Below are 24,998 nucleotides of genomic sequence, written 5' to 3' on the forward strand. Positions count from 1 at the left end.
GGCCACTCGAGAGCCTTTTCCCCATGGACATCTTCGACTACGACAACGTGCTGCTCCTGCCCCGCCGCTGCCGCGTGGACAGCCGCAGCGAATGCGATACGGCGGTGGAGTTCGGCGGTCGCCGCTTCCACCTGCCGGTCGTGCCGGCGAACATGAAGACGGTGCTGGACGCGCCGCTGGCCGCCTGGCTGGCTGCCAACGGCTACTTCTACGTGATGCACCGCTTCGACCTGGACAACGTCGCCTTCGCCCGCTCGATGCGCGCGCAGGGGCTGTTCGTCTCGATCAGCTCCGGCGTGAAGCCGGCCGACATGGCGGTGGTCGACCAGCTCGCCGCCGAGGGCGTGGGCGCCGACTACATCACCATCGACATCGCCCATGGCCACGCCGACAGCGTGCGCCGCATGATCGAGCACATCAAGGCGAAGCTGCCGGGCACCTTCGTGATCGCCGGCAACGTCGGCACGCCCGAGGCGGTGATCGACCTCGAAGCCTGGGGCGCGGACGCCACCAAGATCGGCATCGGCCCCGGCAAGGTCTGCATCACGCGGCTGAAGACCGGCTTCGGCACCGGCGGCTGGCAGCTCTCGGCGCTGAAGTGGTGCGCGCGCGTGGCGACCAAGCCGATGATCGCGGACGGCGGCATCCGCCACCACGGCGACATCGCCAAGAGCGTGCGCTTCGGGGCGGCGATGGTGATGATCGGCTCGCTGTTCGCGGGCCACGAGGAATCACCGGGCCGCACGGTCGAGGTCGACGGCCAGCTCTTCAAGGAGTACTACGGCTCGGCCAGCGACTTCAACAAGGGCGAATACCGCCACGTCGAAGGCAAGCGCATCCTGGAGCCGGTGAAAGGCCAGCTGGCCGACACCTTGCGCGAGATGCGCGAAGACCTGCAAAGCTCCATCTCCTACGCCGGGGGCACCCGGCTGCAGGACATCCGCCGCGTCAACTATGTGATTCTGGGTGGAGATAACGCGGGTGAACATCTGCTGATGTGAGCACCTCCCGGATGGCGTCCGGGCTGCCGGGGCGACCGTAGAGGTAGCCCTGCACGATGTCGCAGTGGTGCTCGCGCAGGAAGCGGATCTGGGCCTCGTTCTCGACCCCTTCCGCCACCACCGGCACGCCCAGCCCGTGCGCCAGCGCGATCGTGGCCCGCACGATGGAGGCTCCGTTCGGGTCGCGGTGGATGTCGGCGATGAAGCTCGGATCGATCTTGATCTGGTCGACCGGGAAGCGCTTCAGGTGGGCCAGCGAGGAGAAGCCGGTGCCGAAGTCGTCCAGCGCGATGGCCACGCCGAGCTGGCGCAGCCGCATCAGCAGCTCCCGCAGATGGTCCAGATCGGCCATCGCGGTGCTCTCGGTGATCTCCACCTTGAGCAGCGAGGGGGCGACATCGGCCTCCTTCAGTGCCCCGGCGATCACGTCGAACAGGTGCGAGTCCATGCACTGGCGGGCCGAGACATTCACCGACACCGGCACTGGTGTCACGCCGGCGTCGATCCAGCGCCGCAGCTGCTGGGTGGCTTCGCGGATCACCCAGTTGCCGACGGCGACGATGAGCCCGGTCTCCTCGGTGATCGACAGGAAACGCGCCGGCGCCCACAGCTCGCCGTCGTCCTGCCGCCAGCGCAGCAGGGCCTCCAGCCCGACCGGCCGGCCGCTGCGCAGCTCGGTCTGGATCTGGTAGTGCAGCACGAATTCCTGGGAGTCGAGCGCATGGCGCAGCCGGTTCTCCAGCGCCAGCCAGTCGCGGGTCAGCGTGGACATGCCGGAGGTGTAGAACTCGAAGCGTCCGCCGCCTGCCGCCTTGGCGCGCGACATGGCCGCTTCCGACATGGTCAGCAGCCCGTCGGTGGTCGGGGAGTCGTCCGGCGAGAGGGCGATGCCAACGCTGCAGGTGCAGGCGATCGCCACCTCGTCCACCCGCAGATCGTGGGCGACCACGTCGATGAGCTGCGCCGCCAGCGCAGCCACCACCTCGCGCGAGGTCACGTCCTCGATCAGCACGACGAACTGGTCGCTGCCCCAGCGCGCGATCGTGTCGTGCGGGCGGAACACGCGCCGCAGACGGGCGGCGATGACCTCCAGCACCTCGTCGCCCTGGCGCTGGCCCAGGCTGTCGTTGATCCGGCCGAAGCGGTCGAGGTCGATGAAGAGCACGGCCAGCGCCTGGTGCTGGTGGCGCCCATGCGCCAGCGCATGGGCCAGCAGATCGGTCAGCAGCACCCGGTTGGGCAGGCCCGTCAGACCGTCGTGCGTGCTGCCGTGTTCGACCGCCTGCTCGGCGCGTGCGGTGGCGGTGACATCGGTCAGCACGATCACCACGCCGGGCTCCGGCTCGTTCGGCGATTGCAGCGGGCTGACGACGGCCTGCACCAGATGTTCGCCGTCCTGGGCGTGGAGGTGCAGCGCCAGCCCGACCACCACCTTGCGCTGCTGTGACTGGCAGTCGCGGATCGCCTGCAGCAGCAGCGCTTCGTCCTGTTGTGCCAGGTGCAGCACCTCCTGCACCATCTGCACTGTCTGCATCCCCTGCCGCGGTGCCGACCCCGCCACCGGCTGGCGGACCAGGCGCTCGGCACTGGGGTTGAGGTAACGCACGCGGTGGGTCTGGTCGAGCGTCAGCACGGCGTCGGTGATGGACTGCAGCGTCACCTCGGCCAGGCCACGTTCGCGTTGCAGGTCCTGGCGCGCGGTCCGGAGTTCCATCGCCCGGCTCATCAGCAGTGCCGCTGCCCAGCCCAGCACCATGGCGCCCATCGGCAACCAGAGCTGCATCCCGACCAGTGCCGCCGTCTGGACCAGCAAGGGCAGCGGCAGCAGCCAGAGCATGGCCTTGCGCTGGCGCTGGACGTTCTGCGCAACAGGCCTCACCCACCCGCTGAAGAGCGCCGCCAGCAGCAGCGGCAGCACATTGGCCGCCAGCACCACCGGCGTGCTGGCGATGTCGACCAGGCGGTTGCCGTCCATCGCATGGTGGACCTGGGCCTGCCACTGGACGGCGCTGAGCGGCGTGCTGCCGTGCGGGCCGGGCACCGTGATGGCGCTGTCGATGCCCCGTGCCGTCAGTCCGACCCAGACGACCCGGCCGGTGAGCTGCAGCGCCAGCGTCGGATCGCGCAGCAGGTCCGCGGCCGAGAGTTCCTGGACCGGGCGGTGGCCGGTGGGCAGCAGCTGGAGCTTGTCCTGCCACCACAGGTCGGCGGATGGCTGCGCAGAGCCGGCCGCCGCCGGGGCTCCAGTCCGCGGTGCGCTGATGCGCTGCACGGCCAGCGGCATCGCCTCCCAGACCGTCGTGCCGCTGCCGGCGACGAGGGCGACGCGGCGCACCTGGCCATCGCGGTCGATCGGGGCCTCGGCATGGCCCAGCGCGGCTGCGGCCTTGCCGATGGCGGCCAGCGGCTGCAGCACGCCGGTCGGGGTGTCGCCCGGCCGGTGTTCCGGCAGCACGGGCAGCACGATCTGGCCATGGGCCGCGATGGCCTGTGCCAGACGTTCGTCCTCCGCGGGGTCGGCGGCGGGTTCGGAGAACAGCACGTTGTAGCCCACGGCCTGGGTGCCCGCGTTGCGCAGCACGTCGATCAGCTCGGCATGGCGCTGCCGCGGCCAGGGCCAGCGGCCGATGGCCTGCAGGCTGGCGTCGTCGATGGCGACCACGATGCTGTCGGCCGGCGCGATCGGTTGGCCGATCGGCGTGACCACGTCGCGGCCGAGCAGGTCGTGCACGGCGAGATCGAAGCGCTCGACCACCGGCCGCGTCGTGAGCAGCAGCAGCGCGGTCAGCATGGACGCGAACCACCAGGGGGCCGACAGTCGCCACAAGGCGAGGCTTCGCCTGGCGAAGGGCGGGGGGTTGGTCATGGCGTGGACTCCAGGGGCGCGCGGAGGTCGAAGACACGCGGCTCGGACCAGGCGCTGTGGCCACCGCCGGGTTGCCGCACACGCACGCGGATGTGCAGAGGCCCCGGCTGCCCTGGGCGGGGCAGTGGCAGGTGCAGGTGCTGCAGCGGGCTGGGCTCGTCCAGCACCACGGCCGTGAAGCCGGGGTCCAGCGCCATCTGCACCTGGTACCAGTCGTCCGGGCCCAGTGGCTCGACCGGAGTCCAGTGCAGCACCAGGCGCTGGGCGCTGCGGTCCAGGCCGAGTGTCGGGGCGCGTGGTGGTGCTGGCGCAGGAGGGGGCGGGGGTGGGGGCGCAGGCGGTGTGGCGATGTCCAGCGTGCGTTCGCCGGACAGGCCTTCGAGGCCCAGCGCGTCGATGCCGCGCACGCGCAGCCGGTAGCGGCCATCGGGCAGACCAGGATGGCCTGGTTGCAGGGGGGCCTGCTGCAGGCGGTCCAGCAGCAGCTGGTCCGGCGCCGTGTCGGCCAGCCACTGGATGCGGTAGGCGACGGCGCCGGTCAGCGCGGGCAGGACCAGGGCCTGCAGTTGTGCCGGGGACATGCGGTCAGCGATGGCCTGCAGATCCGGGCCGGGCAGCAGCGGGATGGCGGGGGCGGGTTCGGCTCCGGCGGTGGCGTGCGAGCCGGTGGCCGTCTCCAGCGCGACCTGTCCGTGCCCGTTGCCGAACGCCACGGCGCCGTGGACCACCTCGGCCCGGCTGCTGTCGCCCTCCGCGGAGATCCGGAATTCGGTGCCCCTGACCGTCGTGACCGCGGACGGCGTGCGGACCTCGAACCGGCCGTTGCCCGATTGCGGCCGGACCTGGCTTTCCAGCCCGCCCCGCAGCAGCTCGATGCGCACGGGGGCGACATCGTCGGCTGGCCGCGAGGTGGGGCGGTCGGAGGGTGTCGCAGGTGTCGCCGCCTGTGCCTTGACCCAGGCGGCGAGCTGCGCGGCATCCAGCGGTACCAGCCGCAGCTCGCTGCCCGGACGCACCAGCACCAGGGTGCCGTCCGCCAGCCCCAGCATCGCCGAACCTGCAGGGGCCGTGCGCAGCCAGGCGCCTGGCGGCAAGAGCGTGCCTGCGCGCGCGGGCTCCCAGCCTGCGCCGCTGTTGAGCGTGACGTCGCCCTGCAGCGTGACGAGGCGTGCCTGCGGGGTGGTCAGGCGCAGCCACGGCAGCGGGATGCGCAGCACCTGGCCCGGGCGCAGCCGGTCACCGCGGAGCTGGTTGTTCTCCCGCAGCCCGTTCCAGTGGCGCGCATCGCGCAGGTAACGGGCGGTGATGGTCCAGGCCGAGTCGCCGGGCTGGACGGTGTAGAGGAACTCCTCTTGCGCACCAGAGGCCCCCGGCGCGCCGGCAGGCGTGGAGGCACTGGCCGCGGACAGCAGCATGGCCAGCAGAGCGGCAACCAGGCGGAGCGGGGAGATCATCAAGGCAGAGGGTCGGCGGGTGGCCGTCATGGACCCGTAAATGGCAGATTCGCCGCCCGCATCTTATGCGGGGCTGGCGAATTGTTCACTTCGTGGAAACGGCAAATCAGGACGTACTTGCTGGGATCTGCCGGGCGCGCGCCCTCCCGCGCGCTGGCAAGCGGCTCAGAGGCGGCGCAGGTCCAGCCCCCGCCCGTCCACCGGCGGGCACCAGAAATAGGCCCCCGACACCGGCTGGCTGAAACGGAAGAGGTCGTCGACCATACCGTCCTCGACGCCCGCCATGCGGGCGAGCTGGGCCTCAAAGGCGTCGAAGCTGGTGGCGAAGGCCGTGAAGTGCAGGCCGCAGCGCGCGCCCTCGATCCACGGCATCGAGCGCCGCACGACAAAGGCCTCGGGCGAGAAACTCTCTTGCGCGGTGCGCTTGACGTGGGCGCTGGGCGGGGCGTCGTCGAGTTCGATGTTGTCGTCGCGGCGGCGGCCGACCATGCGGTCCTGCGTGGTGCGGTCGAACCGGTCGAAGCGGTCCAGCGCGTGCTCCCACTGCTGCACCGCGACGAAGCTGCCGCCGTCCAGCCCCGGCCCCTGGCCCTGCACGCCGATCGTGTCGACCATGTCGCGGCCGGTGGGGTTCTCGGTGCCGTCCTCGTAGCCGGTCAGGTCGCGGCCGTCCTGGTGGCGGAAGGCGGCGAGTTCGTGGGTGACGTCGAAGGCCGGCGCCAGCAGGCGGGCCAGTGCGCGGCCCCGCTGCAGCAGTGCGCCGGGATCGTCCTCGCTGCGCAGCCACAGCCAGAGCTCGGCGGGCGTGGCCGGCAGATCGACCCGGCTGGTGGGCGGTGCGCAGAAGCTGCGCAGGCCGGGCACGGCGGCGTCCAGCCGCGCGACCAGCGTGGCACCCAGGCCAACGACGGTGTGCAGCCCGTCGACCTCGGCGGCCAGCGCCTGCAGCGTGGTGCGCACGGCCGCATCGGCGCCAGGACGCAGCGCGAGGCTGAGGTAGCGGCCGTGGGCGGGGACGCGGGCCGCAATGCCGGCTTGGATCGTGGACATCTGCACACTCCTGAAGGATTTCAGCGGAGTGTAGGGGAGCGCTGTGCGCCGTCGGCTCAGGACGGGGTGTAGGCCAGCCGCACGTAGATGGGCGCGAAGGCCTCGGCCTGGGTGATCTCCAGCAGGCGCTCGCGGGCCAGTTCCAGCATGGCGATGAAGGTCACGACCAGCACCGGCACGCCGCGTGTGACATCGAACAGCTCGTGGAACTCGACGAAGCGCCGGCCCTGCAATGCGCGCAGCACCAGCGTCATGTGCTCGCGCACCGACAAGGTCTCGCGGCCGATGTGGTGGCGCTGGGTCAGCTTGGCGCGTTTGAGGACATCGGCCCAGGCGTTGCGCAGGTCGATCGGGCTGACGTCGGGCAGACGCGGCTCCAGGGTCTGCTCGATGTGCACCGCCGCGGCGAGCAGGTCGCGCCCGAGCAGCGGCAGTTGGTCGAGCTTGCGCGCACCGAGCTTGATGCGCTCGTATTCCAGCAGGCGCCGCACCAGTTCGGCCCGCGGATCGGCGGCCTCCTGGTCGTGCGCCACCTGGCGTGGGGGCAGCAGCATGCGCGACTTGATCTCGATGAGCATGGCCGCCATCAGCAGGTACTCGGCGGCGAGTTCGAGGTGGTGTTCGCGCAGCTGCTCGACGTAGGCCAGGTACTGGCGCGTCACCTCGGCCATCGGGATGTCGAGGATGTTGAAGTTCTGCCGCCGGATCAGGTAGAGCAGCAGATCGAGCGGCCCCTCGAAGGCATCGAGGTAGACGGCCAATGCCTCGGGCGGGATGTAGAGATCCTGCGGCAGCGCGAACAGCGGCTCGCCGTACAGCCGCGCCAGTGCCAGCACCGCCGGGTCGGTGTCCGACGCGGCGGTGCCGGGATCCGGGGGCATGTCAGGCCTTGGTCTGGTAGACGTAGGGCTGCTGCGGCACCTTGGCGGTGTTGAACTCGCCCTGGGCGCTGCGGTTCTGTTCACGGTCCCACAGCAGGTTGCGGCCTTCGCGCTGGCGCTGTTCCAGCGTCGGATCCTGCTGCTTCAGGCTCTCGATGAACTGGGTGGTCTCGGACTTGTAGTGCTTCCAGAAGAGCGGCATGGTGTGTGAGCGGGCGGACGCTGTGGGGATAGAGTGAACCCCTGATTTTACAGGCGCAACCATGCAAGAAATCGAACTGAAATTCCAGATACCCCCCGCCTGCCGCCCCGCGCTGTCCGAAGCGCTGCGCGACGCGGCGGGGGCCACCACCCGACTGCGCGCGCGCTACTTCGACACCGAGGACCGCCTGCTGGCGCGCTCGGCCTTCGCGCTGCGGCTGCGCCAGGAGGGCGAGGGCTGGGTGCAGACCCTCAAGGGCCGCGGCGACGGCCTGATGACCCGGCTGGAACACAACGCGCCGCTCGGCACCGACTCGGGCGACGCGGCCCCCGCACTGTCGCTGGAATGCCACGCCGGCACGCCCGCCGGCGCGGCGCTGGTGGCGCTGCTGGCCCGTGCGGGGCGCACGCCGGCCGATCTGGTGCTGCAGTTCTCCACCGACATCACCCGCACCCACGCCGAGGTGCATGCCGACGGCGCCGTGGTCGAGCTGGCGCTGGACGTCGGGCAGATTGCCGGCGGCGGACAGACGCTGCCGGTGTGGGAGATCGAGTTCGAGCTGGTCCGTGGGGCGCCCGCGGGGTTGCTGTCGATGGCCTACCTGTGGACCGAGGCCTTCGGGCTCTGGCTCGATGCGCGCAGCAAGGCCGAGCGGGGCGACCGGCTGGCACGCGGCGTGACACAGGGCGACGTGCTTGCGGTGCGCCCGGTCGATGCGGCGCAGCCGTGGCCGCAGCAGGTGGCCGTGGCGCTGTCGCCGGTGCTGGCGCTGGTGGGCGATGTGGCGGACGACCTGGCCTCGCCCACCCAGCGGGTGGCACTGGCGCAGGCGCTGGGTGTGCTGGCGCAGACGCTGCGGGCCGACGCACAGGCTGCCGGCGCAGCGGACACCGTGGCCGCACTGGCCGGGATGGTGTTCGATGCCGCGATCTGGCGCCGCGTCGAGACCCAGGCGCTCTGGCTCAGCCTGCTGGCGTGGAGCCTGCCGGACGCCCGCTGAGCGAATCCGCGTACAGCTGCGCGGCGTCGAGCGCGGCGGCCAGCGTCGGCGCGATGCCGTGTTCGCCCAGCAGCGTGTCGAAGCCGGAGCGGCTCAGCAGCGAGTGCGGCTGCTCGTTGAGGGCGGCCACGATCAGGCGCACGCCGCGGCGCTGCAGTTGCCGGTGCAGTTGCACCAGCGCATCCACGCCCGAGGTATCGACCGAGATCAGCCGGTGCATCTCCAGCACCACGACGCGGGTGCCCGCGTGCAGCCGGTCGGGCAGGGATTCGACCTTGCCGACCGCGCCGAAGAACAGCGTGCCGTAGAAGCTGTAGACCTCGATGCCCGGCTGCGGGGTCGGCAGCGTGTCTTGGAAGTCGCCGGTGGGCGTGGTGTCGGCCGAGACCCGCTCGACCTGGAACAGCTGGCTCATCCGCCAGATGAAGAAGCCGCACGCCAGCAGCAGCCCGACCTCCACCGCGATCGTCAGGTCGAAGACCACCGTGAGGAAGAACGTGCCCAGCAGCACCGAGCGGTAGGGCAGCCTGAAGTGCCGCAGCCGCGCGAACTCGTGCCACTCGCCCATGTTCCACGCGACGAACAGCAGGATGCCGGCCAGCACCGCCAGCGGCACGTTCATCGCCAGCGGCGCGGCCACCAGCATGATCGCCAGCAGCGCCAGTGCATGCACCATGCCCGCCACCGGCGAGACCGCCCCGGCGCGCACGTTGGTCACCGTGCGGGCGATGGTGCCGGTGGCCGGAATGCCGCCGAAGAAGGGCACGACGAAGTTGGCCACACCCTGCGCCATCAGCTCCTGGTTCGGGTCATGGCGCGGCGCGTCGATCATGTTGTCGGCCACGCGGGCGCACAGCAGCGACTCGATCGCCCCGAGCAGCGCGATGGTCAGCGTGGGCATCAGCAGCTGCTTGGCGGTGGCCCAGGTGAACTCGGGCAGCTCGAACGCCGGCAGCGCCTGCGGGATGCCACCGAAGCGCGAGCCGATGGTCTCGACCGGCAGGTTGAACACCGTGCTCACCAGCGTCAGCGAGATCAGCGCGACGATCGGCCCCGGCACGCGCGCGATGACGCGGGCGCTGCGGCCTTCGACCAGTTCGGTGGGCAGGACCGAGCCGGGCTTGAACAGCTTCGTCCACGCGAACAGGCCGACCAGGCACGCCATGCCCAGCGCGAACGCCCAGGGGTTGAAGCTGTCCGCGTGTGTCCAGAGCGTGCGGATCTGGGCGAAGAAGTCGGCCGGCATCTTGGCGATGTCCAGCCCGAACAGGTCGCGCAGCTGCGACAGCCCGATCAGCACCGCGATGCCGTTGGTGAAGCCGATGACGATCGACACCGGGATGTAGCGCACCATGCCGCCGAGCTTGAGCAGCCCCATCGTGAACAGCAGCACCCCGGCGAGCATCGTGGCGATCAGCAGGTTGGCGAGGCCGTAGCGCTCGATGATGCCGTAGATGATGACGATGAAGGCGCCGGCCGGGCCGCCGATCTGCACCGCCGAGCCGCCCAGCGCGGAGATCAGGAAGCCCGCGATGATGGCGGTGTAGAGCCCTTGCTCGGGCTTGACCCCCGAGGCGATCGCGAAGGCCATGGCCAGCGGCAGGGCCACGATGCCGACGGTGGCGCCCGCGCCGAGGTCGGCCAGGAAGCGCGGCCGGTCGTAGCCGCGCAGGGTGTCGGACAGGCGAGGGCGGAAGCGATGCAGCCGCGTGGTCCAGGCGGGCATCGAGAACGGGGTGGCGGGCAGTGACACGGTGACTCCGGAAGCGGGACAGACCGCCCGCGGGGTGTGGCGGGCGGGGCATGCGTCAGGGGCTTCGGGGTCGAGGCGGGCCGCAGTGGTGGCGCTGCGCGATGAAGCGCCGCCGCCGGCTGATCGGGCGGATGGACTGGTTCGAGCAGGTCACCGCGTGCATGGCCGGATTGTGCCTTCAGGCGGGGGCACTGGGGCCGGGGATTCTCCCGTGGTCGTGGTCGGTCGCGGTCGGGTCAGGGCCGCAACCGGTGTCCTGGGGCGTTCATTCGCAGCGGAAGCTCGCCGCCTGCTCCACGTCCCCGCTCTGGTAGCGGGCGACCTTGGGCCATGCGCACAGCGGGCGGCTGCGCTCGGGCGACCAGCCGGCGGGCAGTTCGGTGTTGGCGCCACCCGCGTTGGCGGGGCCGCGCACCTGGGCGGTCAGACCGGCGGGGGCCTTGCCCTGCTCGACCCACTCCACCAGCGGCTGCAGCAGGTTGAACTGGTCGGTCGACGGGCCGCCGCCGCAGTGGTTCATGCCGGGCACGAGGTAGAGCTGCGCGAAGTCGTCCGCACGGCCCCCGGCGTTCTTCTGCAGGTCGCGGTACCACGTCACCGTCGCCTCGGGCGAGAACACGCCGTCGCTGGTGCCGTGCCAGACCAGCAGCTTGGCGCCGCGGGCACGCAGCGCGCCCAGCTCGGCCGGCTTCGGCGGCGTCATGAACTGCATCGCCGATTCGGTGTAGGTCGCGTCGGTGCGGAAGATGGCCGGCGCGTCCCGGTCCATGCTGAAGTTCAGCGCGTAGCCGAGCGTGTCCTTCATCATCTCCTTCGGTGCGGGCGGCACCGTGAAGACATGGCCCACCGCCACCGGATCGCGGTTGGTCACCGAGTAGACGAACTTCCAGTTGGCCCAGTCCTCGGACACGAAGCCGGGGTCGACGGGGAAGCGGGTGTAGAGCGCCTTGCCCGATGAGTCGCGGGCGCCGGCCAGCACGTTGCCCAGCGCAGTCTTCTGTGCACCTGTCAGGCACTGGCCCGTGCGGTTGCTGCCTTCGCAGGTGGGCACGTCACGCGCCAGGTCGAACGCCTTCTGGCAGGCGGCCGAGTCCTGGACCATGCCGTCGGTCGCGCCGTCCAGCGCGTCGCAGCGGGCGAGCACCTGCCGGGAGATCAGCTGCCGTTCGGCCGGCGTGATCGCGGTCTTCAGATCCTTGGGGTCGGTGGCGACACGGGCGAACTGCTGCGCCCCGAAGAGCTGCGCGACCGCCGCCTGCGGCAGGTTGTAGCCGGGCGCGCCGGCCAGGATGCCGTCGTACGACTCGGGCAGACGCGCCGCCGTCACGAAGGCGTGGCGTCCGCCGTTCGAGCAGCCGGCGAAATACGAGCGATCCGCCGCGCGTCCGTAGCCCGTCGCGATCAAGGCCTTGGCCATCGGCGTGAGCTTGGCGACCGCCTGGTAGCCATAGTCCAGCCGCGCCTGCGGGTCGAGGCCGAACAGCGGCAACTGCCGGACGTTGTGCCCCGCATCCGAACTCAGCACCGCGAAGCCCATCTGCAGCGCATTGGTCAGCGAACCCCGGCCACCGACGCCTCCGGTGGCGGGCACCAGGATGCCGTCGAGGCCGCCGTTGCCCTGGTGCAGGAAACGGCCGTTCCAGTTCGTCGGCAGGCGCATCTCGAAGCCGATGGCGTAGGACTGGCCATCGACCGGGCTGGTGCGCTCGTGCATCAGGCCCGCCACGCGACAGTGCGCCCCGACCGGCTGGCCCGCGACCTTCAGCGCATCCGCAGCCACCGGTTCGGCGGCCGTGATGCGGGTCGCCGCGAACTGGAAGCGGCTGGCGAGGTCGGTGCAGTGCTGGAGTGCGCCGGGCTGGGCGGCGGCCATCGGGGCGGTGGGGGCGGCGGGGCTGCCGGGTGGCATTGGCAGGGCGCAGGCGGTGAGCAGCGCGGCGGCGGCCAAGGGGGTCAGGGTGTGGAGCTGGGCGTGCATGCCAATAACCTAACAATTGTTTGGTTTCGATGGGCGACACTCTAGGCACGCAACCTCCAGGCTTCCATGCGCACAAACCCACCCCTTCCACCCCTGGCGTCCCCGGTCTGGCCGGAGCCCTCTGCCCGCAAGCAGCACCTGCTGCTGGCCGCCGCGCGGGTCTTCGACGCCCATGGCTACAAGGCGGCGACGCTGCGCCAGATCGCCGACGAGGCGGGCATCCTGGCCGGGTCGGTCTACCACCATGTCGAATCGAAGGAGGCGCTGTACCTGGAGGTCCACCGCACCGGTTACCTGCGCATGCAGGCGGCGGTGTCGCGTGTCCTGGAAGGCCAGGACGACCCGTGGAGGCGGCTGGAGCTGGCGTGCCGCACGCACCTGGCGGAGATGCTGGAGGGCGATCCGATCGCGCGTGTCACCGGACAGGGGCTGATGGAGCCGCGGGACGGGCCGGTGCATGTGGCGCTCGGACCGCTGCGGCACGACTACGAGGCGCTGTGGGCGCGGCTGGTGGAGGCGCTGCCGCTGCCCGAGGGCGCGGGGCTCGACCGGCGGGTGCTGCGGCTGAACCTGATCGGGGCCATGAACTGGACGCGCACCTGGTACCGCCCGGACGGGGCGCTCAGACCGGCGGAACTCGCGGCGCAGCTCGTGGGGATGCTGCGCCGCTGAAGGCTGTGGCGTGCGGGTCAGCCGTGGATGTAGCGGCTGAACACCTCGCCGAAGTCGCGCCGCGTGTGGCGGTCGAGCACGGTCTGGTTGAGGTTGTCGAGCAGCGCGTTGAACTGGTCGGGCAGGTCGCGCGCCAGCCCGATCTGGCTGACCTTGTACATCGAGGACATCGCGCCGAGCACCTTCAGCGCGTTCTGCCGGGCGGTTTCGTCACGGTCCTGCAGCCGGCTGATGGCGATCAGGGCCTTGTAGACATCCTTGAGCTGTTCGAGGAACTGCTTGCGCACGTCGATGCTGAAGGTGGTGCCGCCGATCGAGAACTTCAGCTCCACGTCCATGTCCACCGTGCCGGCCGTCTCGATCGTGACGGTGCCGATGGCGCAGTCGGCGTATTCATGGCGGCGGATCGTGCGCTTGGAGGACACGGCCGAATCGCCATCGACGTGCATCAGCGCGAGGTTGGTGAAGCAGTATTCGTCCTTCTTCGACTTGATCAGGAAGAATATCTTTTCGCCGTCCTCGTGGAAGAGGTAGTCGTCGGCATCGACGCTGCCGAAGTCCTTGGGCTGGATGATCGAGCCGATGTCGCTCAGGCCGAGGGCTTCGGAGGCAAGCTTCTTGAACATGGGTGGGCTCCTGGAATGGGAGAAAGCGCGCATGCGCCGGGCGTGGAATCGGCGCAGCATAGACGTTTCAGATTCAGGAGAAGCGGTGATGTGGATGGAAGCGAAACGTTCGGTGCTGCTGGTGGTCGACGTGCAGGCGCGGCTGGCGCCCGCGATCGACGAAGGGGCGGCGGCGGTGGACAACAACCGCCGGCTGCTGCTGGCGGCGCAGCGCCTGGGCGTGCCAGTCGTCGTGACCGAGCACTATCCCAAGGGGCTGGGGGCGACAGTCGAGGCCCTGCAGCCGCATCTGGCGGGCGCCACGGTCATCGAGAAGATCCATTTCGGCGCCACCCGCGAGCCAGGTTTTGTCGACAAGCTGCGCGCCTTCGGGCGACCGCAGGTGATCCTGACCGGCATGGAGACGCACATCTGCGTGCTGCAGACGGGTCTGGGCCTGCTGCAGGCGGGCTTCGAGCTGGCGCTGGTGGCCGACGCCAGCAGCTCCCGCACCGCGGCCAACCGCGAGGCCGGCCTGGCCCGCCTGCGCCAGCACGGCGCCGAGGTCGTCACCACCGAGATGGTGCTCTACGAATGGCTGGAGCGCGCCGGCACCGAGGACTTCCGGGCGCTGCTGCCGCTGGTGCGCTGACCGGCGGCGCAGCGGGGCAGGCCGTCAGCGGATGCGCATGCCTGGCTGCGCCCCCGGGAACGGCTCCAGCACGAAGACCCCCGGGTTCTTCTTCTCGTCCGCATCGCTGGCGGCCAGCACCATGCCTTCGCTGACGCCGAACTTCATCTTGCGCGGCGCGAGGTTGGCGACCATCACCGTCAGCTTGCCTTCCAGATCCGCCGGCTGGTAGGCGCTGGCGATGCCGGAGAAGACGTTGCGGGTGCGGCCTTCGCCGGCGTCGAGCGTCAGGCGCAGCAGCTTGGTCGAGCCTTCCACGGCTTCCGCCTTGACGATCTTCGCGATGCGCAGGTCCACCTTGGTGAAGTCGTCGATCTTGATCTCGGGCGCGATGTCCTCGCCGCCGGGGATGACCTTCTCCGGCTCCGGCACCGCGAAGAGTTCTTCGAGCAGCTTCGGATCGACGCGCTGCATCAGGTGCTGGTAGGTGCCGATGGTGTGGGCGCCGAGCGCCCGGCTGGCAGCGTGGAAGTCGAGCGGCTCGACCTGCAGGAAGGTTTCGACCTGTGCGGCCAGCTTCGGCAGCACGGGCTTCAGGTAGATCGTCAGCAGCCGGAACGCTTCGATGCACACCGAGCAGACATCGTGCAGCACGGCGTCCTGCCCGGCCTGCTTGGCGAGTTCCCACGGCTTGTTCTGGTCCACGTACTCGTTGACGCGGTCGGCCAGCGCCATGATCTCGCGCAGCACCTTGCCGAGTTCACGCGCCTCGTACAAACCGGTCACCGTGTCGCGGTGGGCGCGCAGCGTGTCGAGCAGCACGCGGCCCTCGACGCCCAGGTCGCCGCTCAACTGCCCGCCGAAGCGCTTGGCGATGAAGCCGGCCGCGCGCGAGGCGATGTTGATGTACTTGCCGACCAGATCGGCGTTGACGCGGGCGGTGAAGTCGTCGCGGTTGAAGTCGATGTCCTCGACGTGCGCGTTGAGCTTGGCGGCGATGTAGTAGCGCAGCCACTCGGCGTTCATGCCCAGCGACAGGTACTTCAGCGGGTCCAGGCCGGTGCCGCGGCTCTTGCTCATCTTCTCGCCGTTGTTGACGGTCAGGAAGCCGTGGACGAAGACGTTGTCCGGCGTCTTGCGCCCGCTGAAGTGCAGCGTCGCGGGCCAGAACAGGGTGTGGAAGTAGGTGATGTCCTTGCCGATGAAGTGGTACTGCTCGATCGCTGGGTCGGCCATGAACTCGGCGTAGCTGCGCGTGTCACCGTACTTCGCAGCCGGGCCGCCCTTGTCGAACCAGTTCTTCAGCGAGGCCAGATAGCCGATCGGCGCGTCCAGCCAGACGTAGAAATACTTGCCCGGCGCGTCCGGAATCTCGATGCCGAAGTAGGGCGCATCCCGCGAGATGTCCCAGTCGCCCAGGCCGCCCTTGCCTTCCTCGTCCTTGGTGAACCATTCCTTGATCTTGTTGAGCACCTCGGGCTGGAGCTTGCCCGGCTCGGTGGTCCAGGCTTGCAGGAACTCGACGCAGCGCGGGTCCGAGAGCTTGAAGAAGTAGTGGTCGCTGGTGCGCAGCACGGGCGTGGCGCCCGACAGCGCCGAGTACGGGCTCTTCAGCTCGGTCGGGCTGTAGACGGCGCCGCAGTTCTCGCACGAGTCGCCGTACTGGTCCTTGGCGCCGCATTTCGGGCATTCGCCCTTGATGAAGCGGTCGGGCAGGAACATGCCCTTCTCGGGGTCGAAGAACTGCTCGATGGCGCGGACCTCGATCAGCCCGTTGTCGCGCAGGCCGCGGTAGATGTCCTGCGCGAGTTCGTGGTTCTCGACGCCGTCGGTGGAGTGCCAGTTGTCGAAGGAGATGTGGAAACCGTCGAGGTATTCCTGGCGGCCGGCGGCGATGTTGGCGACGAACTGCTGCGGCGTGATGCCTGCCTTTTCGGCCGCGATCATGATGGGCGCGCCGTGCGCGTCGTCGGCGCCGACGAAATGGACCTGATGCCCCTGCATGCGCTGGAACCGCACCCAGATGTCAGCCTGGATGTACTCCATGATGTGGCCGATGTGGAACTTGCCGTTGGCGTAGGGCAGGGCGGTGGTGACGAAGAGCTGGCGGGTCATGCGGGTCATGTCGTGGCGTCTTGGCAGTGTTCTCGGGGAGGACGGTGATTTTAGGTTGCGGCGCTATATCGTTGCGACATGAATCCACCGCCCGATGACCGACCTGTCCTGACCGTGCAGCCGCTGGGCTGGTGCGTGCGCGTGGCGCCGGGGCAGTCGCTGGTGGAGGCGGCGCGGGCGGCCGGTGTTCGGCTGCGGAGTTCCTGCCGCAACGGGACGTGTCGGGCCTGCCTGTGCCGGCTGGTCGAGGGCGAGGTCCGCTGGCGCATCGACTGGCCGGGACTCACGGCTGAGGAGCGTGCCGAGGGCTGGATCCTGCCCTGCGTGGCGCTGCCGGTCGGGGCGGTGACGGTCGAGGCGGTGGTCCAGCCGGGCCCCTGAACCCTTCGGTTGTCCCACATTGGAGCGTCCTGGCCTGCGCGGCGGAAATCCCGTTGGCGGCGTAGCGACTTTCCCTTTCACGGCCACGAGGGGGCTTCGCTAGACTGCGGTCTGCTTTTCTCAGACCACACCATGCCCATCCTCTCCGACACCGCGATCAAGCAGGCCGTCCAGGCCGTCATCGACCCCAACACCGGCCGCGACTTTGTCTCCACCCGCCAGTTGAAGAACCTGCGCGTGACCGGCAGCGATGTCGCGTTCGAGGTCGAACTCGGCTATCCCGCCGCCAGCCAGATCGACAGCCTGCGCAGCGCGCTGATCGCTGCAGCCCGCTCGGTCGAGGGCGTGGCCAATGTCAGCGTCAGCGTCACCAGCAAGATCATCGCCCACGCGGCGCAGCGCGGCGTGCAGCTGCTGCCCGGCGTGAAGAACATCATCGCCGTGGCCTCCGGCAAGGGCGGCGTCGGCAAGAGCACGACGGCGGTGAACCTGGCGCTGGCGCTGGCCGCCGAAGGTGCGGCGGTCGGCATCGTCGACGCCGACATCTACGGCCCGAGCCAGCCCATGATGCTGGGCATCACCGGCGCCCGCCCGGAGAGCTACGACGGCAAGACCATGGAGCCGCTGATCGGCCACGGCATCCAAGTCATGTCGATCGGCTTCCTGGTGGACAACGACCAGGCCATGATCTGGCGCGGCCCGATGGCCACGCAGGCGCTGGAGCAGCTGCTGCGCCAGACCAACTGGAAGGATCTGGACTACCTGATCGTCGACATGCCTCCGGGCACCGGCGACATCCAGCTGACGCTGGCGCAGAAGGTGCCGCTCACCGGCGCGGTCATCGTCACGACGCCGCAGGACATCGCGCTGCTCGACGCGAAGAAGGGCCTGAAGATGTTCGAGAAGGTCAGCGTGCCCATCCTCGGCGTGGTCGAGAACATGGCGGTCTACTGCTGCCCGAACTGCGGCCACACCGAGCACATCTTCGGCGCTGACGGTGGCAAGAAGATGGCCACGGAATACGACATCGAGTACCTCGGTGCGCTGCCGCTGAACCTGTCGATCCGCGTGCAGACCGACGCCGGCTGCCCGACCGTGGTGGCCGAGCCGGACGGCGAGATCGCTGCGCTCTACAAGACGGTGGCGCGCCGCATCGCGGTGAAGGTCGCGGACAAGGCCAAGGACTACTCGTCGAAGTTCCCGACGATCACGGTGTCCAAGGGCACCTGAGCCGACCCGATCCTGTCAGGCCAGAAACCCCAGGTCGGTGGCCGAGAAGTTGCTCAGGGTGGGCAGCACCAGCCCCAGCTCGCTGCGGCTCAGTCCCATCCAGCGGCCGAGGGTGGCGGCGTACTGGGTCACCGACGTGGTTGGCAACAGGCGGCCGTTGTCGACTTCCGTGGTGGTGCCCAGTGCGGTGATGGGGAACTGGCCGTAGATCTTGCGGCCTTTCACGGCGCCGCCCGCGATGAAGTGGTGCGCGCCCCAGCCGTGGTCACTGCCTTGGCCATTGCTGGTGAGGGTGCGGCCGAAGTCGCTGGCGGTGAACAGCGTGGTGCGGTCGAGCAGACCCCCGCCCTGCAGCACCGAGAGGAACCAGTCCACGCTGTTGGCCACACGGGCCATGAGCATGGGCTGATCGCGCAGCTGGTTCGCGTGGGTGTCGAAGCCGCCCAGGGACACCATGAACACCTGGCGCCGCATGCCCAGGCCGGAGCCGGCCGCGATCATCTGCGCGACCATGCGCAGCTGCCGGGCTAGCCCGTCCTGGTCCAGCCGCAGCGTGGCGCCGGACGGCAGCGTGACCGTGCCTGTGGGCAGGGCCGGGATCCCGGCGCTCGACAGGGCCGAGGTCAGCAGGGCCGTGGTGTCGAGCGAGCGCTGGGTGATGCGTGCGTACTCGGCCTGCAGCGGATTGGCTCCGCTGGACAGGATCACCTTGCGCAGCAGCGCAGCCGTCTGGGTCGATCCCATGCTCTGCGCGCGGTCCAGGGCCTCGATGCGGACCGGGCCGGACTCGCCAATCTGGAATTGCTGCACGGTGTTGCCGGTCAGGAACACGGCATTGCCGCAGGCGGACACGCCCGTGAGCGCCGGGTGGGCATTGGCGGATTGCAGCAGATCGCCCATGCGCCCACCCCAGCCGGAGGCGGCGCCCTCTGGTGCGAGCGACTGCCAGAACGAGGTCTGGTCGTTGTGCGAATAGAGCTTCGGTGGCAGTGCAGAGCCTCCAGCGAGGTACTCGGTCCGGGTCAGCGGGCGCACCAGCGAACCGACGTTCGACAGCACCGCCAGCTTGCCGGCTTCGTACCATTTGTGCATCGGCGCAAGCTCCAGCGGCATGCCGAAGGTCCGGCCCGACGCCTGACCCGCGCTGCTGAGCGCCTGCAGCTTCACCGCCGGCCAGGCCAGGGCACCGCGGGTGCGGGAGTAGTCCAGGTAGCTGGCCGTATCCGTCGGCACGACCCAGTTGTGGGCGTCGTTGCCACCCGCCAGATAGAGACAGACCAGGGCGCGGTAGCCACTGGTGTCGGCGGCAGCGGCCTGACCTGCGGCGAGGGCGCCGATGCTGGCCAGGCCCATGGCCAGCGGGGTGTTGAAGCCGGGCAGCAGGGGGGTTGCGGTGGTGGCCAGTCCGCAGGACTGGCGCAGGAAGTGTCGGCGCGAGGCGTTCATGGTGCAGATCAGCGTTGGATGCGGAATTCGGGTGAGGCCAGTGTCAGGAAGACCGCCAGACGCACACGGTCGGCGTGGCCGCGTGCGCTGCCGTCTGCGACGCTCACCACGGCGTCTGTCAGGTGCTGGCGCAGTTCGGCCGACATGTGCCCCCCGAGCAGCAGCAAGTTGATCTCGTCCAGCAGGGCGCCGACACCACCGCTGACCAGTAGCCCATGCAGTGCGCTGTAGTTGCCCGGCAGCTCCGGCGCATGGCCGATCCAGCCCAGGCCACCGCCGCCCATCGCGCTGGCCAGATTGGTCCAGCCCGCCACGGTGTTCTCGTCGAGGATCTGGAATTCCGGAGCCGTGGCCTGGCGTGTGGCAAAGCTGGCCACCGGTGGCACATAGCCAGGGCGGTAGTAACCGAACACCGATGGGGCCCGGTATGGTGTCTGGCCCACCGGATTCACCTGCCAGCCCATGTGGTACTGGCCATTGACCGAGACGGCGTTGAAGGTGCGCATCCAGTGGACAAGCCCGAGCAGCGGTTCGCGCAGCTTGCCGGACGGGCTGGTGACGGCGGGCGCCCTGCGCGCTTCCGGGTCCAGCAGGATGGCCCGGACCACCGAGCCCAGGTCACCTCGCACGCCTCTGCCGTTGTTGTTGAAGACCGCGGTCACGCGGCCCACATAGGCCGCACTCGGCTGGCTCGTGACCAGTTGCTGGATGAGCTGGCGCCCGATGAACGGTCCGACATTCGGGTGCTGGAACAGCGTGTCGAGGGCCGCCTTGACATCGGCCTGTGCAGTCGAGCCGGCGGGCAGCGTCACGGCCCACGGCTTGCCGACGAAGAGCCTCTTCTCGACCACCGAATGCTGGTCGGCGAGCGGCTTCATGCGCTGCAGGTCGATCCGCTGGTCGCCGGCGGCGCTGTAGTCCGGCTCCAGCCAGCCGAACTTGTCGCTGGTCATCTGGCCATCCGGGAAGCCCCAGGTGTAGCCGGTGAAGACCTTGGCCATCGCCATGACGTCGGCATTGCGGTAGGTCTCGATCGGCTGCCGGGCGCTGTCGAGCTTGAGGCTGCCGTCCGGGTTCAGCTCCTGCAGACCGATGGTGAACAGCTGCATCAGCTCCCGGGCGAAGTTCTCGTCGGGCTGGCGGTTGATCGACAGGTCTTCCTTGCGGTTGCGCAGGTGCGAGAGGTAGATGCCCATCGCCGGGCTCAGCGCCATCTCTTCGAGCAAGGTCCGGAAATTGCCGAAGGCGTGGCGGTTCAGCAGGTCCAGGTAGTGGGCATAGGCGCGGCTGTGGTACCAGAGATTCGTGTCCTGCTGCGACACCATGAAGATGTGGTGCAGCGCGAATGCGGTGCGCTTGCGCAGCTGGTCGAGGGCGAACGGCGTGGTGCGCCAGAACGTGTTGCCCACCACGTAGGGATCGTATCGGGTGCCGCCCGGGCGGTAGTCCGCGCCGAGGTCGTAGCGGGCCTGCACCGCATCGACATGGTCGTTGGTGACGGGCATCGCGATCTGGGCGGCGATCCAGGCTGCGTCCGTCGTGGCCGAAAGCGCATCCAGTGCCGCGGGGGTGGGGCCGAAGCTGGCCTGCAGCAGCAGGCGGGCGGCGGCCTGGCGCCGCACCAGTGCTGCAGCGGACAGCTTGCTCCGCGCAGGCCAGGTCAGCCGCAGCGCGCCATTGTTGGCCAGCGTGGGGTGGCCGGACAGCAGATCCTTGCCGTCGAAGGCCGCGTTGCCGGTTCCCCGGTCGATCACGGCACCGACGGTGGACGGCAGCACCACGGTCGCGTCATCGCCCACCGAGGCAATGAAGAGGTTGCGGTCGACGCCGCCAGCAGCCATGTCGTTGGTGAACACGACATCCACCTTGTCACCGGCCACCAGTGCCGGAGCGCTGAAGCGGAAGTCGGCCCATGTCGTGGTGTTCGTGACCTCGACCGTGCCGATCACCTGCTGGTTGATGCGCACGACCATGACGGGTCCGACGCCGTCGAACAGGCTGCCCCTGGCGCGCACTGTCAGTCCGGTGCTGGGGCTGGCGCTGGCGCTGGGCACGGTGCGCAGCGTGCGGACGGGACTGGGTGCGGCGGCCAGCGCGGAAGCCGTCGGAGGCAGGGTCAGCTCCTCGGTCAAGGACGCGGGTTCGCCGCCGCCGCAGGCGGCCAGCAGAGCCGGTACAAGTGCAGCCAGGGCACAGCGCGGACGCAGGGACAGACAGGAAGCCATCGTGGTATCGGGTTAGGGCGGCCGCTCCGAAACGGAGGCGACACATCGCAGCCGGGCGAGAATCGCACGGTGTTTCAGTTCTAACCTCGGTCCGGTGGCTCCATCCCCGCGGAAAGGGGATGTTTACCCCTCAGTTTCAGGGTCTCGTTGGCACGATCCTGATGCGGTGCCAGTAGGCCCGGTCGATCGTGGTCATCACGCAGGGCCGGGTCAGCACCGTGGCTTTCTCCGTCCGCGTTTCCGGCAGCACCTGCCGGACCGGCCAGTACAGGATGCCCTGCGAGATCCGGATCACCCGAGACGGTGACTCCAGCCGGATGCCCGCATGCGGCTTGGCGTCCAGCGCGTAGACGAGCACCCGCTCCTTGGACCAGCGCACCTTGCGGCCCAGCGCGGTGCGTTCATCCTGGTGCTCGATGGTGTCCTCCCACTCGCTGGGCGAGTCGATGCTCAGCACCCGGCTGTTCTTGCCGGGCAGCGGACATTGCATGTGGCTGCGGGTCGAGATGACACGCAGCGTGGTGGGGGCTGCGCGCGACCTGGACGGTGGCGGGGTGTCGGCTTCCGTGCTGCGGGTCGTCTGCAGGCCCTGGGCGGACACGTCCGCCGTGCTGAACGCCACCGCTGCCAGCAGCACGAACGCCAGCCGGCGGACCGGCTGCGAACATCGCGTGGGGTGGAGGAGGGACTGCGCTGACGTGTGGTTCATGGACTCCCGCGGGCGGGTGAGGGAACGGTGCGGCAAATATACCGAGATTCCACACGCGCTCCTCAGGGGAAACCCGTCTGGCTAAGCAAGCCGTTCAGCGCCGCCAGGGCACGAGCGCCAGCGACAGATCCAGATCGTGCCGGTCGCCTGCCAGTGCCACGGCGCGGTCTGCACGGGCTGCGGCATCGGCTGGAGCCGGTGTGCCGCACCCTTCGCCCGGCCCGCAGACCACTCCATCGTTGTCCGGGTCGGTGCCCGCGCTCACCGAGACCCGCGCGCGTCGGTAGCCGTCGACCTGCCATTGGTAGCGCCCCTGCGAGGCGTGGGCCACCAGGGTGTGCAGCACGCGGCCGGTGTCCGGATCGCGCAGCGTGACATGGACGGGGCCCCAGCCGGCGCCGCTGCTGGCGCTGCCGGCGGGGCGGTCGAGGGTCACGGGCACGGTCAGCTCGGCGCCACTGCGCAAGGTCAGCGTGATGGACAGGCTGTGCGTGCCATCGACGGGCAGCAGGCGCCGGTCGATCTCGACCTGCGTGCGGTGCAGGCTGGTGCTGGCGTCGGCGGTGCCGGTGCGCAGCGTGATGGCCGGGCTGCTGCTGCGCATGCTGACCACCGTGTCCGTGGCCGCGGACCGCTTGCCGGCGGTCACGATGAGGTCGAGCGTGGCCGTGCTGCGCAGACTGCCGAGGTCCAGCCGAGCCGGGCGGATGCCCAGCGTGACGGCACCCGAGGCGACGCTGTCCGCCACCGCCTGGGGGGCCAGCACGGCTTCGACCGCCTTGCGGGCGTTGATCAGCCCCCAGCCGTGGGCGCTGTCCCGGCCCGTGGGGCCGAGGTCGTCGGTGAGCTGGCCGCTGGCGAACAGCGTGTCCACCGCCTGCACCGACAGCTCCGGATCGAGGTAGCGCATCAGGGCCAGCACGCCACTGACCTGCGGCGCCGCCATCGAGCTGCCCTGCTGCGGTCCGACACCGGCCACCCGCTGGCCGTCGCCGGTGAAGTTGACCAGGGTGCTGAAGATGCCCTCGCTGAAGCCGCGGCTGACATCGTCCGGGCCGAGATCCCCGCCCGGCGCGGTGGCGGTGAGGGCCGCGCCGGTGTTGGCGTAGGGCGAAAGCTGCCGGTCCGAGCGGACGGCGCCCACGGCGATGACCCCCGCACAGTTGGCCGGCTGCTGCACGTCGGCGGCCTGTCCTGCCGCGTTGTCGGCCTTGCTGCCCGCGGCGGCCACGACCAGCGTGCCAGCCGCGCGCACCCGGTTGATGGTGTCCTGGAAGGCGACGCCACAGGGCCCCGGGCTGCCCATGCTGAGATTGAGCACATCGGCCCGCCGCGCAGGCAGCACGCCGGCGCTGTTGTCGAGACCTGCCGCGTACAGCATGGCCTGCAGGATGTCGATCGACTTGGCCGACCCGTTGCGTCCGAACACGTTCAGTGGCATCAGCCGCGCCATCGGCGCCACGCCGGCCACACCGAGGCCGTTGAAGGTGGCGGCGGCGGCCGTGCCGGCGACATGGGTGCCATGCGAGATGGCCTTGTCTTCGGCCAGGCGCTGGTCGTCCCCACTGGCCTGGTTGCGGTCGCCGGGCACCCGGTCGGTGAGGAACGTCCGCCCGTGCGAGACGAGCTGTGGCTGCAGGTCCGGGTGGTCCAGCATCACGCCGGTGTCGATCACCGCGATGACCGGACGCCGCGCCGGCTGGATCGGCAGGGCCTGGATGCGCTGCATGGCCGCGGGCAGCTCGATCAGCGCATGCTGCCAGCGCTGTTCGCCGTAATGCAGGTCGTCGGGCGGGAAGAGGCCGACTGTGGCCGAGGTCTCCAGTCGCCAGTTGGGCTCGACGTAGGCATAGGCGCCGGTGGCCAGCAGTGCCTTGGCGTAGCGCAGGGTGTCGAGCCGGGCGTCGATGTCGCCCAGTGTCGCCAGGTCGTGGGTGGCGGCCAGGGCGCTCGCGGATGTGCCAATGGTGGTGGAGAGGCCGACCGGATCCCCGGCCAGCAGCGCCAGGCCGCGGCGGCGCTCGGCGGCCTTCGCCGGCAGGGTGACCAGGATGGGCCCATGGGCGGCGTCCGCGGTGGCGGCTGCGCTGGGCAGGGCGCCGGCGCGGCGGGCCAGCGACAGTGCCTGCGTCTGCGCCAGTGCGCGGGCGCTGAGCGGCTGTCCGGCATCGAGGCGCTGGGCGACCAGTTCTCCGGGGTCGAAGGTGGTGCGTGCCGTGGTGGCGACACAGCCGGTGGTGACCGTGGCGGCTGGCCCGGCGCGCAGCGTGTAGACGGCGGCCCGCTGGAAGGCCTCGACCTTCAGGTAATAGCGTCCCGGCTCCGTGATCTGCACACATTCATGCGGGGTGTCGCTGCGGTCGGAGGCCCCGGTCAGCAGGCCGTCGGCCGAGGCGACGTAGAGGTCCAGGTCTGCGGACCCGGTGTCCGGTCCGGGTGCAAAGGCCAGCTCGACCAGATCGCCGCGTGCCAGATCCAGCACGAATGTGTCGGTCGTGTCGCCCTCGGCATGGTTGGCACCGTTCGGGCCGGTGCGGGGGCGGTTGATGCTGCCGGTCAGCAACACGGGCGCGGTCAGCGCCTGCGCCGTGGCCAGGGTGTCGTTGCGGGTGCGACCGAGCTGCTGGACATCGTTGAGGTCACTGTCCACTGCCGCCCCGGCCGGCACCGACAGCGTGCCCGACAGCCGGTAGCCGGGGCCGGCGAGGTCGACGTCCGGGGCGTCGGTCCCGCCACTGCCGCCGCAGGCGGCCAGTGCCGCGCACACGGCGGCCAGTCCTGTGGTCCATGCCCATCGGG

General features: G+C 69.9%; 19 protein-coding genes. 6 read left to right on the plus strand and 13 right to left on the minus strand.

All coding sequences use genetic code 11. The features are described 5' to 3' along the window. The first annotated feature begins 23 nt into the window (after positions 1–23). On the plus strand, positions 24–1,001 hold the full coding sequence (locus U5O44_RS17570) for a GMP reductase (protein WP_322589694.1): 978 nt from the start codon (positions 24–26) through the stop codon (positions 999–1,001). Here the strand turns inward: U5O44_RS17570 and U5O44_RS17575 are convergent. The 5 genes from U5O44_RS17575 to U5O44_RS17595 all read right to left on the minus strand — a co-directional run bounded on the left by U5O44_RS17575 (position 949) and on the right by U5O44_RS17595 (position 7,454). Next, positions 949–3,867 carry an EAL domain-containing protein gene (locus tag U5O44_RS17575; RefSeq protein WP_322589695.1) on the minus strand — a complete coding sequence of 973 codons (2,919 nt, stop codon included), beginning with the start codon at positions 3,865–3,867 and terminating at the stop codon, positions 949–951. The two genes, U5O44_RS17570 and U5O44_RS17575, sit on opposite strands and share 53 nt — an antisense overlap. Then, complete coding sequence (locus U5O44_RS17580; RefSeq protein ID WP_322589696.1) at positions 3,864–5,321, minus strand: FecR domain-containing protein; 1,458 nt, start codon at positions 5,319–5,321, stop codon at positions 3,864–3,866. Before U5O44_RS17580 ends, U5O44_RS17575 begins: the two co-directional genes overlap by 4 nt. A gap of 165 nt (positions 5,322–5,486) precedes the next feature. Next, positions 5,487–6,371, minus strand: a complete 885-nt coding sequence (locus U5O44_RS17585) for a Dyp-type peroxidase (RefSeq protein WP_322589697.1) — start codon at positions 6,369–6,371, stop codon at positions 5,487–5,489. Between the two features lie 56 nt (positions 6,372–6,427). Further along, positions 6,428–7,252 carry a segregation and condensation protein A gene (locus tag U5O44_RS17590; protein ID WP_322589698.1) on the minus strand — a complete coding sequence of 275 codons (825 nt, stop codon included), beginning with the start codon at positions 7,250–7,252 and terminating at the stop codon, positions 6,428–6,430. A gap of 1 nt (position 7,253) precedes the next feature. Further along, positions 7,254–7,454, minus strand: a complete 201-nt coding sequence (locus tag U5O44_RS17595) for a DUF3460 family protein (protein ID WP_322589699.1) — start codon at positions 7,452–7,454, stop codon at positions 7,254–7,256. Between the two features lie 61 nt (positions 7,455–7,515). Here U5O44_RS17595 and U5O44_RS17600 point away from each other — a divergent pair, with 61 nt between their 5' ends. Further along, positions 7,516–8,454, plus strand: coding sequence for a CYTH domain-containing protein (locus U5O44_RS17600; RefSeq protein ID WP_322589700.1), 939 nt, complete (start codon positions 7,516–7,518; stop codon positions 8,452–8,454). On the opposite strand, the gene U5O44_RS17605 is transcribed toward U5O44_RS17600, so the two are convergent. After that, positions 8,417–10,180, minus strand: coding sequence for a SulP family inorganic anion transporter (locus U5O44_RS17605; RefSeq protein ID WP_322590527.1), 1,764 nt, complete (start codon positions 10,178–10,180; stop codon positions 8,417–8,419). The genes U5O44_RS17600 and U5O44_RS17605 overlap by 38 nt on opposite strands. Positions 10,181–10,472: 292 nt before the next feature. Then, the gene (locus U5O44_RS17610; protein WP_322589701.1) at positions 10,473–12,185 is read right to left on the minus strand and encodes a tannase/feruloyl esterase family alpha/beta hydrolase; all 1,713 of its coding nucleotides are present in this window, start codon (positions 12,183–12,185) and stop codon (positions 10,473–10,475) included. Between the two features lie 66 nt (positions 12,186–12,251). Here U5O44_RS17610 and U5O44_RS17615 point away from each other — a divergent pair, with 66 nt between their 5' ends. Continuing rightward, positions 12,252–12,857, plus strand: coding sequence for a TetR/AcrR family transcriptional regulator (locus tag U5O44_RS17615; RefSeq protein WP_322589702.1), 606 nt, complete (start codon positions 12,252–12,254; stop codon positions 12,855–12,857). Positions 12,858–12,874: 17 nt separating this feature from the next. Here the strand turns inward: U5O44_RS17615 and U5O44_RS17620 are convergent, their stop codons facing one another. Further along, the gene (locus U5O44_RS17620) at positions 12,875–13,483 is read right to left on the minus strand and encodes a PH domain-containing protein (protein WP_322589703.1); all 609 of its coding nucleotides are present in this window, start codon (positions 13,481–13,483) and stop codon (positions 12,875–12,877) included. Between the two features lie 94 nt (positions 13,484–13,577). On the opposite strand from U5O44_RS17620, the gene U5O44_RS17625 reads away from it, so the two are divergent. Then, positions 13,578–14,114 (plus strand): hydrolase, encoded by a 537-nt coding sequence (locus tag U5O44_RS17625; protein WP_322589704.1) that lies wholly within the window; start codon positions 13,578–13,580, stop codon positions 14,112–14,114. A 24-nt stretch (positions 14,115–14,138) separates the two neighbouring features. Here the strand turns inward: U5O44_RS17625 and metG are convergent, their stop codons facing one another. Continuing rightward, positions 14,139–16,208 (minus strand): methionine--tRNA ligase, encoded by a 2,070-nt coding sequence (gene metG / locus U5O44_RS17630; RefSeq protein ID WP_322590528.1) that lies wholly within the window; start codon positions 16,206–16,208, stop codon positions 14,139–14,141. A gap of 78 nt (positions 16,209–16,286) precedes the next feature. Between metG and U5O44_RS17635 the strand changes: the two genes are divergently transcribed. Both U5O44_RS17635 and apbC read left to right on the plus strand, forming a co-directional pair. Then, a complete protein-coding gene (locus U5O44_RS17635) occupies positions 16,287–16,589 on the plus strand; it encodes a 2Fe-2S iron-sulfur cluster-binding protein (protein ID WP_322589705.1) in 303 nt (100 codons plus the stop codon). Positions 16,590–16,721: 132 nt separating this feature from the next. Beyond that, on the plus strand, positions 16,722–17,819 hold the full coding sequence (gene apbC, locus U5O44_RS17640) for an iron-sulfur cluster carrier protein ApbC (RefSeq protein WP_322589706.1): 1,098 nt from the start codon (positions 16,722–16,724) through the stop codon (positions 17,817–17,819). Positions 17,820–17,834: 15 nt separating this feature from the next. On the opposite strand, the gene U5O44_RS17645 is transcribed toward apbC, so the two are convergent. The 4 genes from U5O44_RS17645 to U5O44_RS17660 form a co-directional block, all read right to left on the minus strand. Then, positions 17,835–19,265, minus strand: a complete 1,431-nt coding sequence (locus U5O44_RS17645; protein ID WP_322589707.1) for a DUF1501 domain-containing protein — start codon at positions 19,263–19,265, stop codon at positions 17,835–17,837. 8 nt (positions 19,266–19,273) lie between these two features. Further along, positions 19,274–21,490: a DUF1800 family protein gene (locus U5O44_RS17650; RefSeq protein ID WP_322589708.1), complete on the minus strand. Its 2,217-nt coding sequence runs from the start codon at positions 21,488–21,490 to the stop codon at positions 19,274–19,276. A gap of 136 nt (positions 21,491–21,626) precedes the next feature. Further along, positions 21,627–22,199 (minus strand): hypothetical protein, encoded by a 573-nt coding sequence (locus tag U5O44_RS17655; RefSeq protein ID WP_322589709.1) that lies wholly within the window; start codon positions 22,197–22,199, stop codon positions 21,627–21,629. Positions 22,200–22,293: 94 nt separating this feature from the next. Continuing rightward, positions 22,294–24,966, minus strand: coding sequence for a S8 family serine peptidase (locus U5O44_RS17660; RefSeq protein ID WP_322589710.1), 2,673 nt, complete (start codon positions 24,964–24,966; stop codon positions 22,294–22,296). Positions 24,967–24,998 lie beyond the last annotated feature (32 nt).

Origin of the sequence: Sphaerotilus sp. (assembly GCF_034519685.1) — a bacterium.
Lineage (GTDB): Bacteria > Pseudomonadota > Gammaproteobacteria > Burkholderiales > Burkholderiaceae_C > Sphaerotilus.

Coding starts and splice junctions, on each gene's coding strand:
- U5O44_RS17570 (WP_322589694.1), top strand. CDS start 24: ATGGACATCTTCGACTACGACAACGTGCTGCTCCTGCCCCGCCGCTGC.
- U5O44_RS17575 (WP_322589695.1), bottom strand. CDS start 3,867: ATGACCAACCCCCCGCCCTTCGCCAGGCGAAGCCTCGCCTTGTGGCGA.
- U5O44_RS17580 (WP_322589696.1), bottom strand. CDS start 5,321: ATGATCTCCCCGCTCCGCCTGGTTGCCGCTCTGCTGGCCATGCTGCTG.
- U5O44_RS17585 (WP_322589697.1), bottom strand. CDS start 6,371: ATGTCCACGATCCAAGCCGGCATTGCGGCCCGCGTCCCCGCCCACGGC.
- U5O44_RS17590 (WP_322589698.1), bottom strand. CDS start 7,252: ATGCCCCCGGATCCCGGCACCGCCGCGTCGGACACCGACCCGGCGGTG.
- U5O44_RS17595 (WP_322589699.1), bottom strand. CDS start 7,454: ATGCCGCTCTTCTGGAAGCACTACAAGTCCGAGACCACCCAGTTCATC.
- U5O44_RS17600 (WP_322589700.1), top strand. CDS start 7,516: ATGCAAGAAATCGAACTGAAATTCCAGATACCCCCCGCCTGCCGCCCC.
- U5O44_RS17605 (WP_322590527.1), bottom strand. CDS start 10,180: ATGCCCGCCTGGACCACGCGGCTGCATCGCTTCCGCCCTCGCCTGTCC.
- U5O44_RS17610 (WP_322589701.1), bottom strand. CDS start 12,185: ATGCACGCCCAGCTCCACACCCTGACCCCCTTGGCCGCCGCCGCGCTG.
- U5O44_RS17615 (WP_322589702.1), top strand. CDS start 12,252: ATGCGCACAAACCCACCCCTTCCACCCCTGGCGTCCCCGGTCTGGCCG.
- U5O44_RS17620 (WP_322589703.1), bottom strand. CDS start 13,483: ATGTTCAAGAAGCTTGCCTCCGAAGCCCTCGGCCTGAGCGACATCGGC.
- U5O44_RS17625 (WP_322589704.1), top strand. CDS start 13,578: ATGGAAGCGAAACGTTCGGTGCTGCTGGTGGTCGACGTGCAGGCGCGG.
- metG (WP_322590528.1), bottom strand. CDS start 16,208: ATGACCCGCCAGCTCTTCGTCACCACCGCCCTGCCCTACGCCAACGGC.
- U5O44_RS17635 (WP_322589705.1), top strand. CDS start 16,287: ATGAATCCACCGCCCGATGACCGACCTGTCCTGACCGTGCAGCCGCTG.
- apbC (WP_322589706.1), top strand. CDS start 16,722: ATGCCCATCCTCTCCGACACCGCGATCAAGCAGGCCGTCCAGGCCGTC.
- U5O44_RS17645 (WP_322589707.1), bottom strand. CDS start 19,265: ATGAACGCCTCGCGCCGACACTTCCTGCGCCAGTCCTGCGGACTGGCC.
- U5O44_RS17650 (WP_322589708.1), bottom strand. CDS start 21,490: ATGGCTTCCTGTCTGTCCCTGCGTCCGCGCTGTGCCCTGGCTGCACTT.
- U5O44_RS17655 (WP_322589709.1), bottom strand. CDS start 22,199: ATGAACCACACGTCAGCGCAGTCCCTCCTCCACCCCACGCGATGTTCG.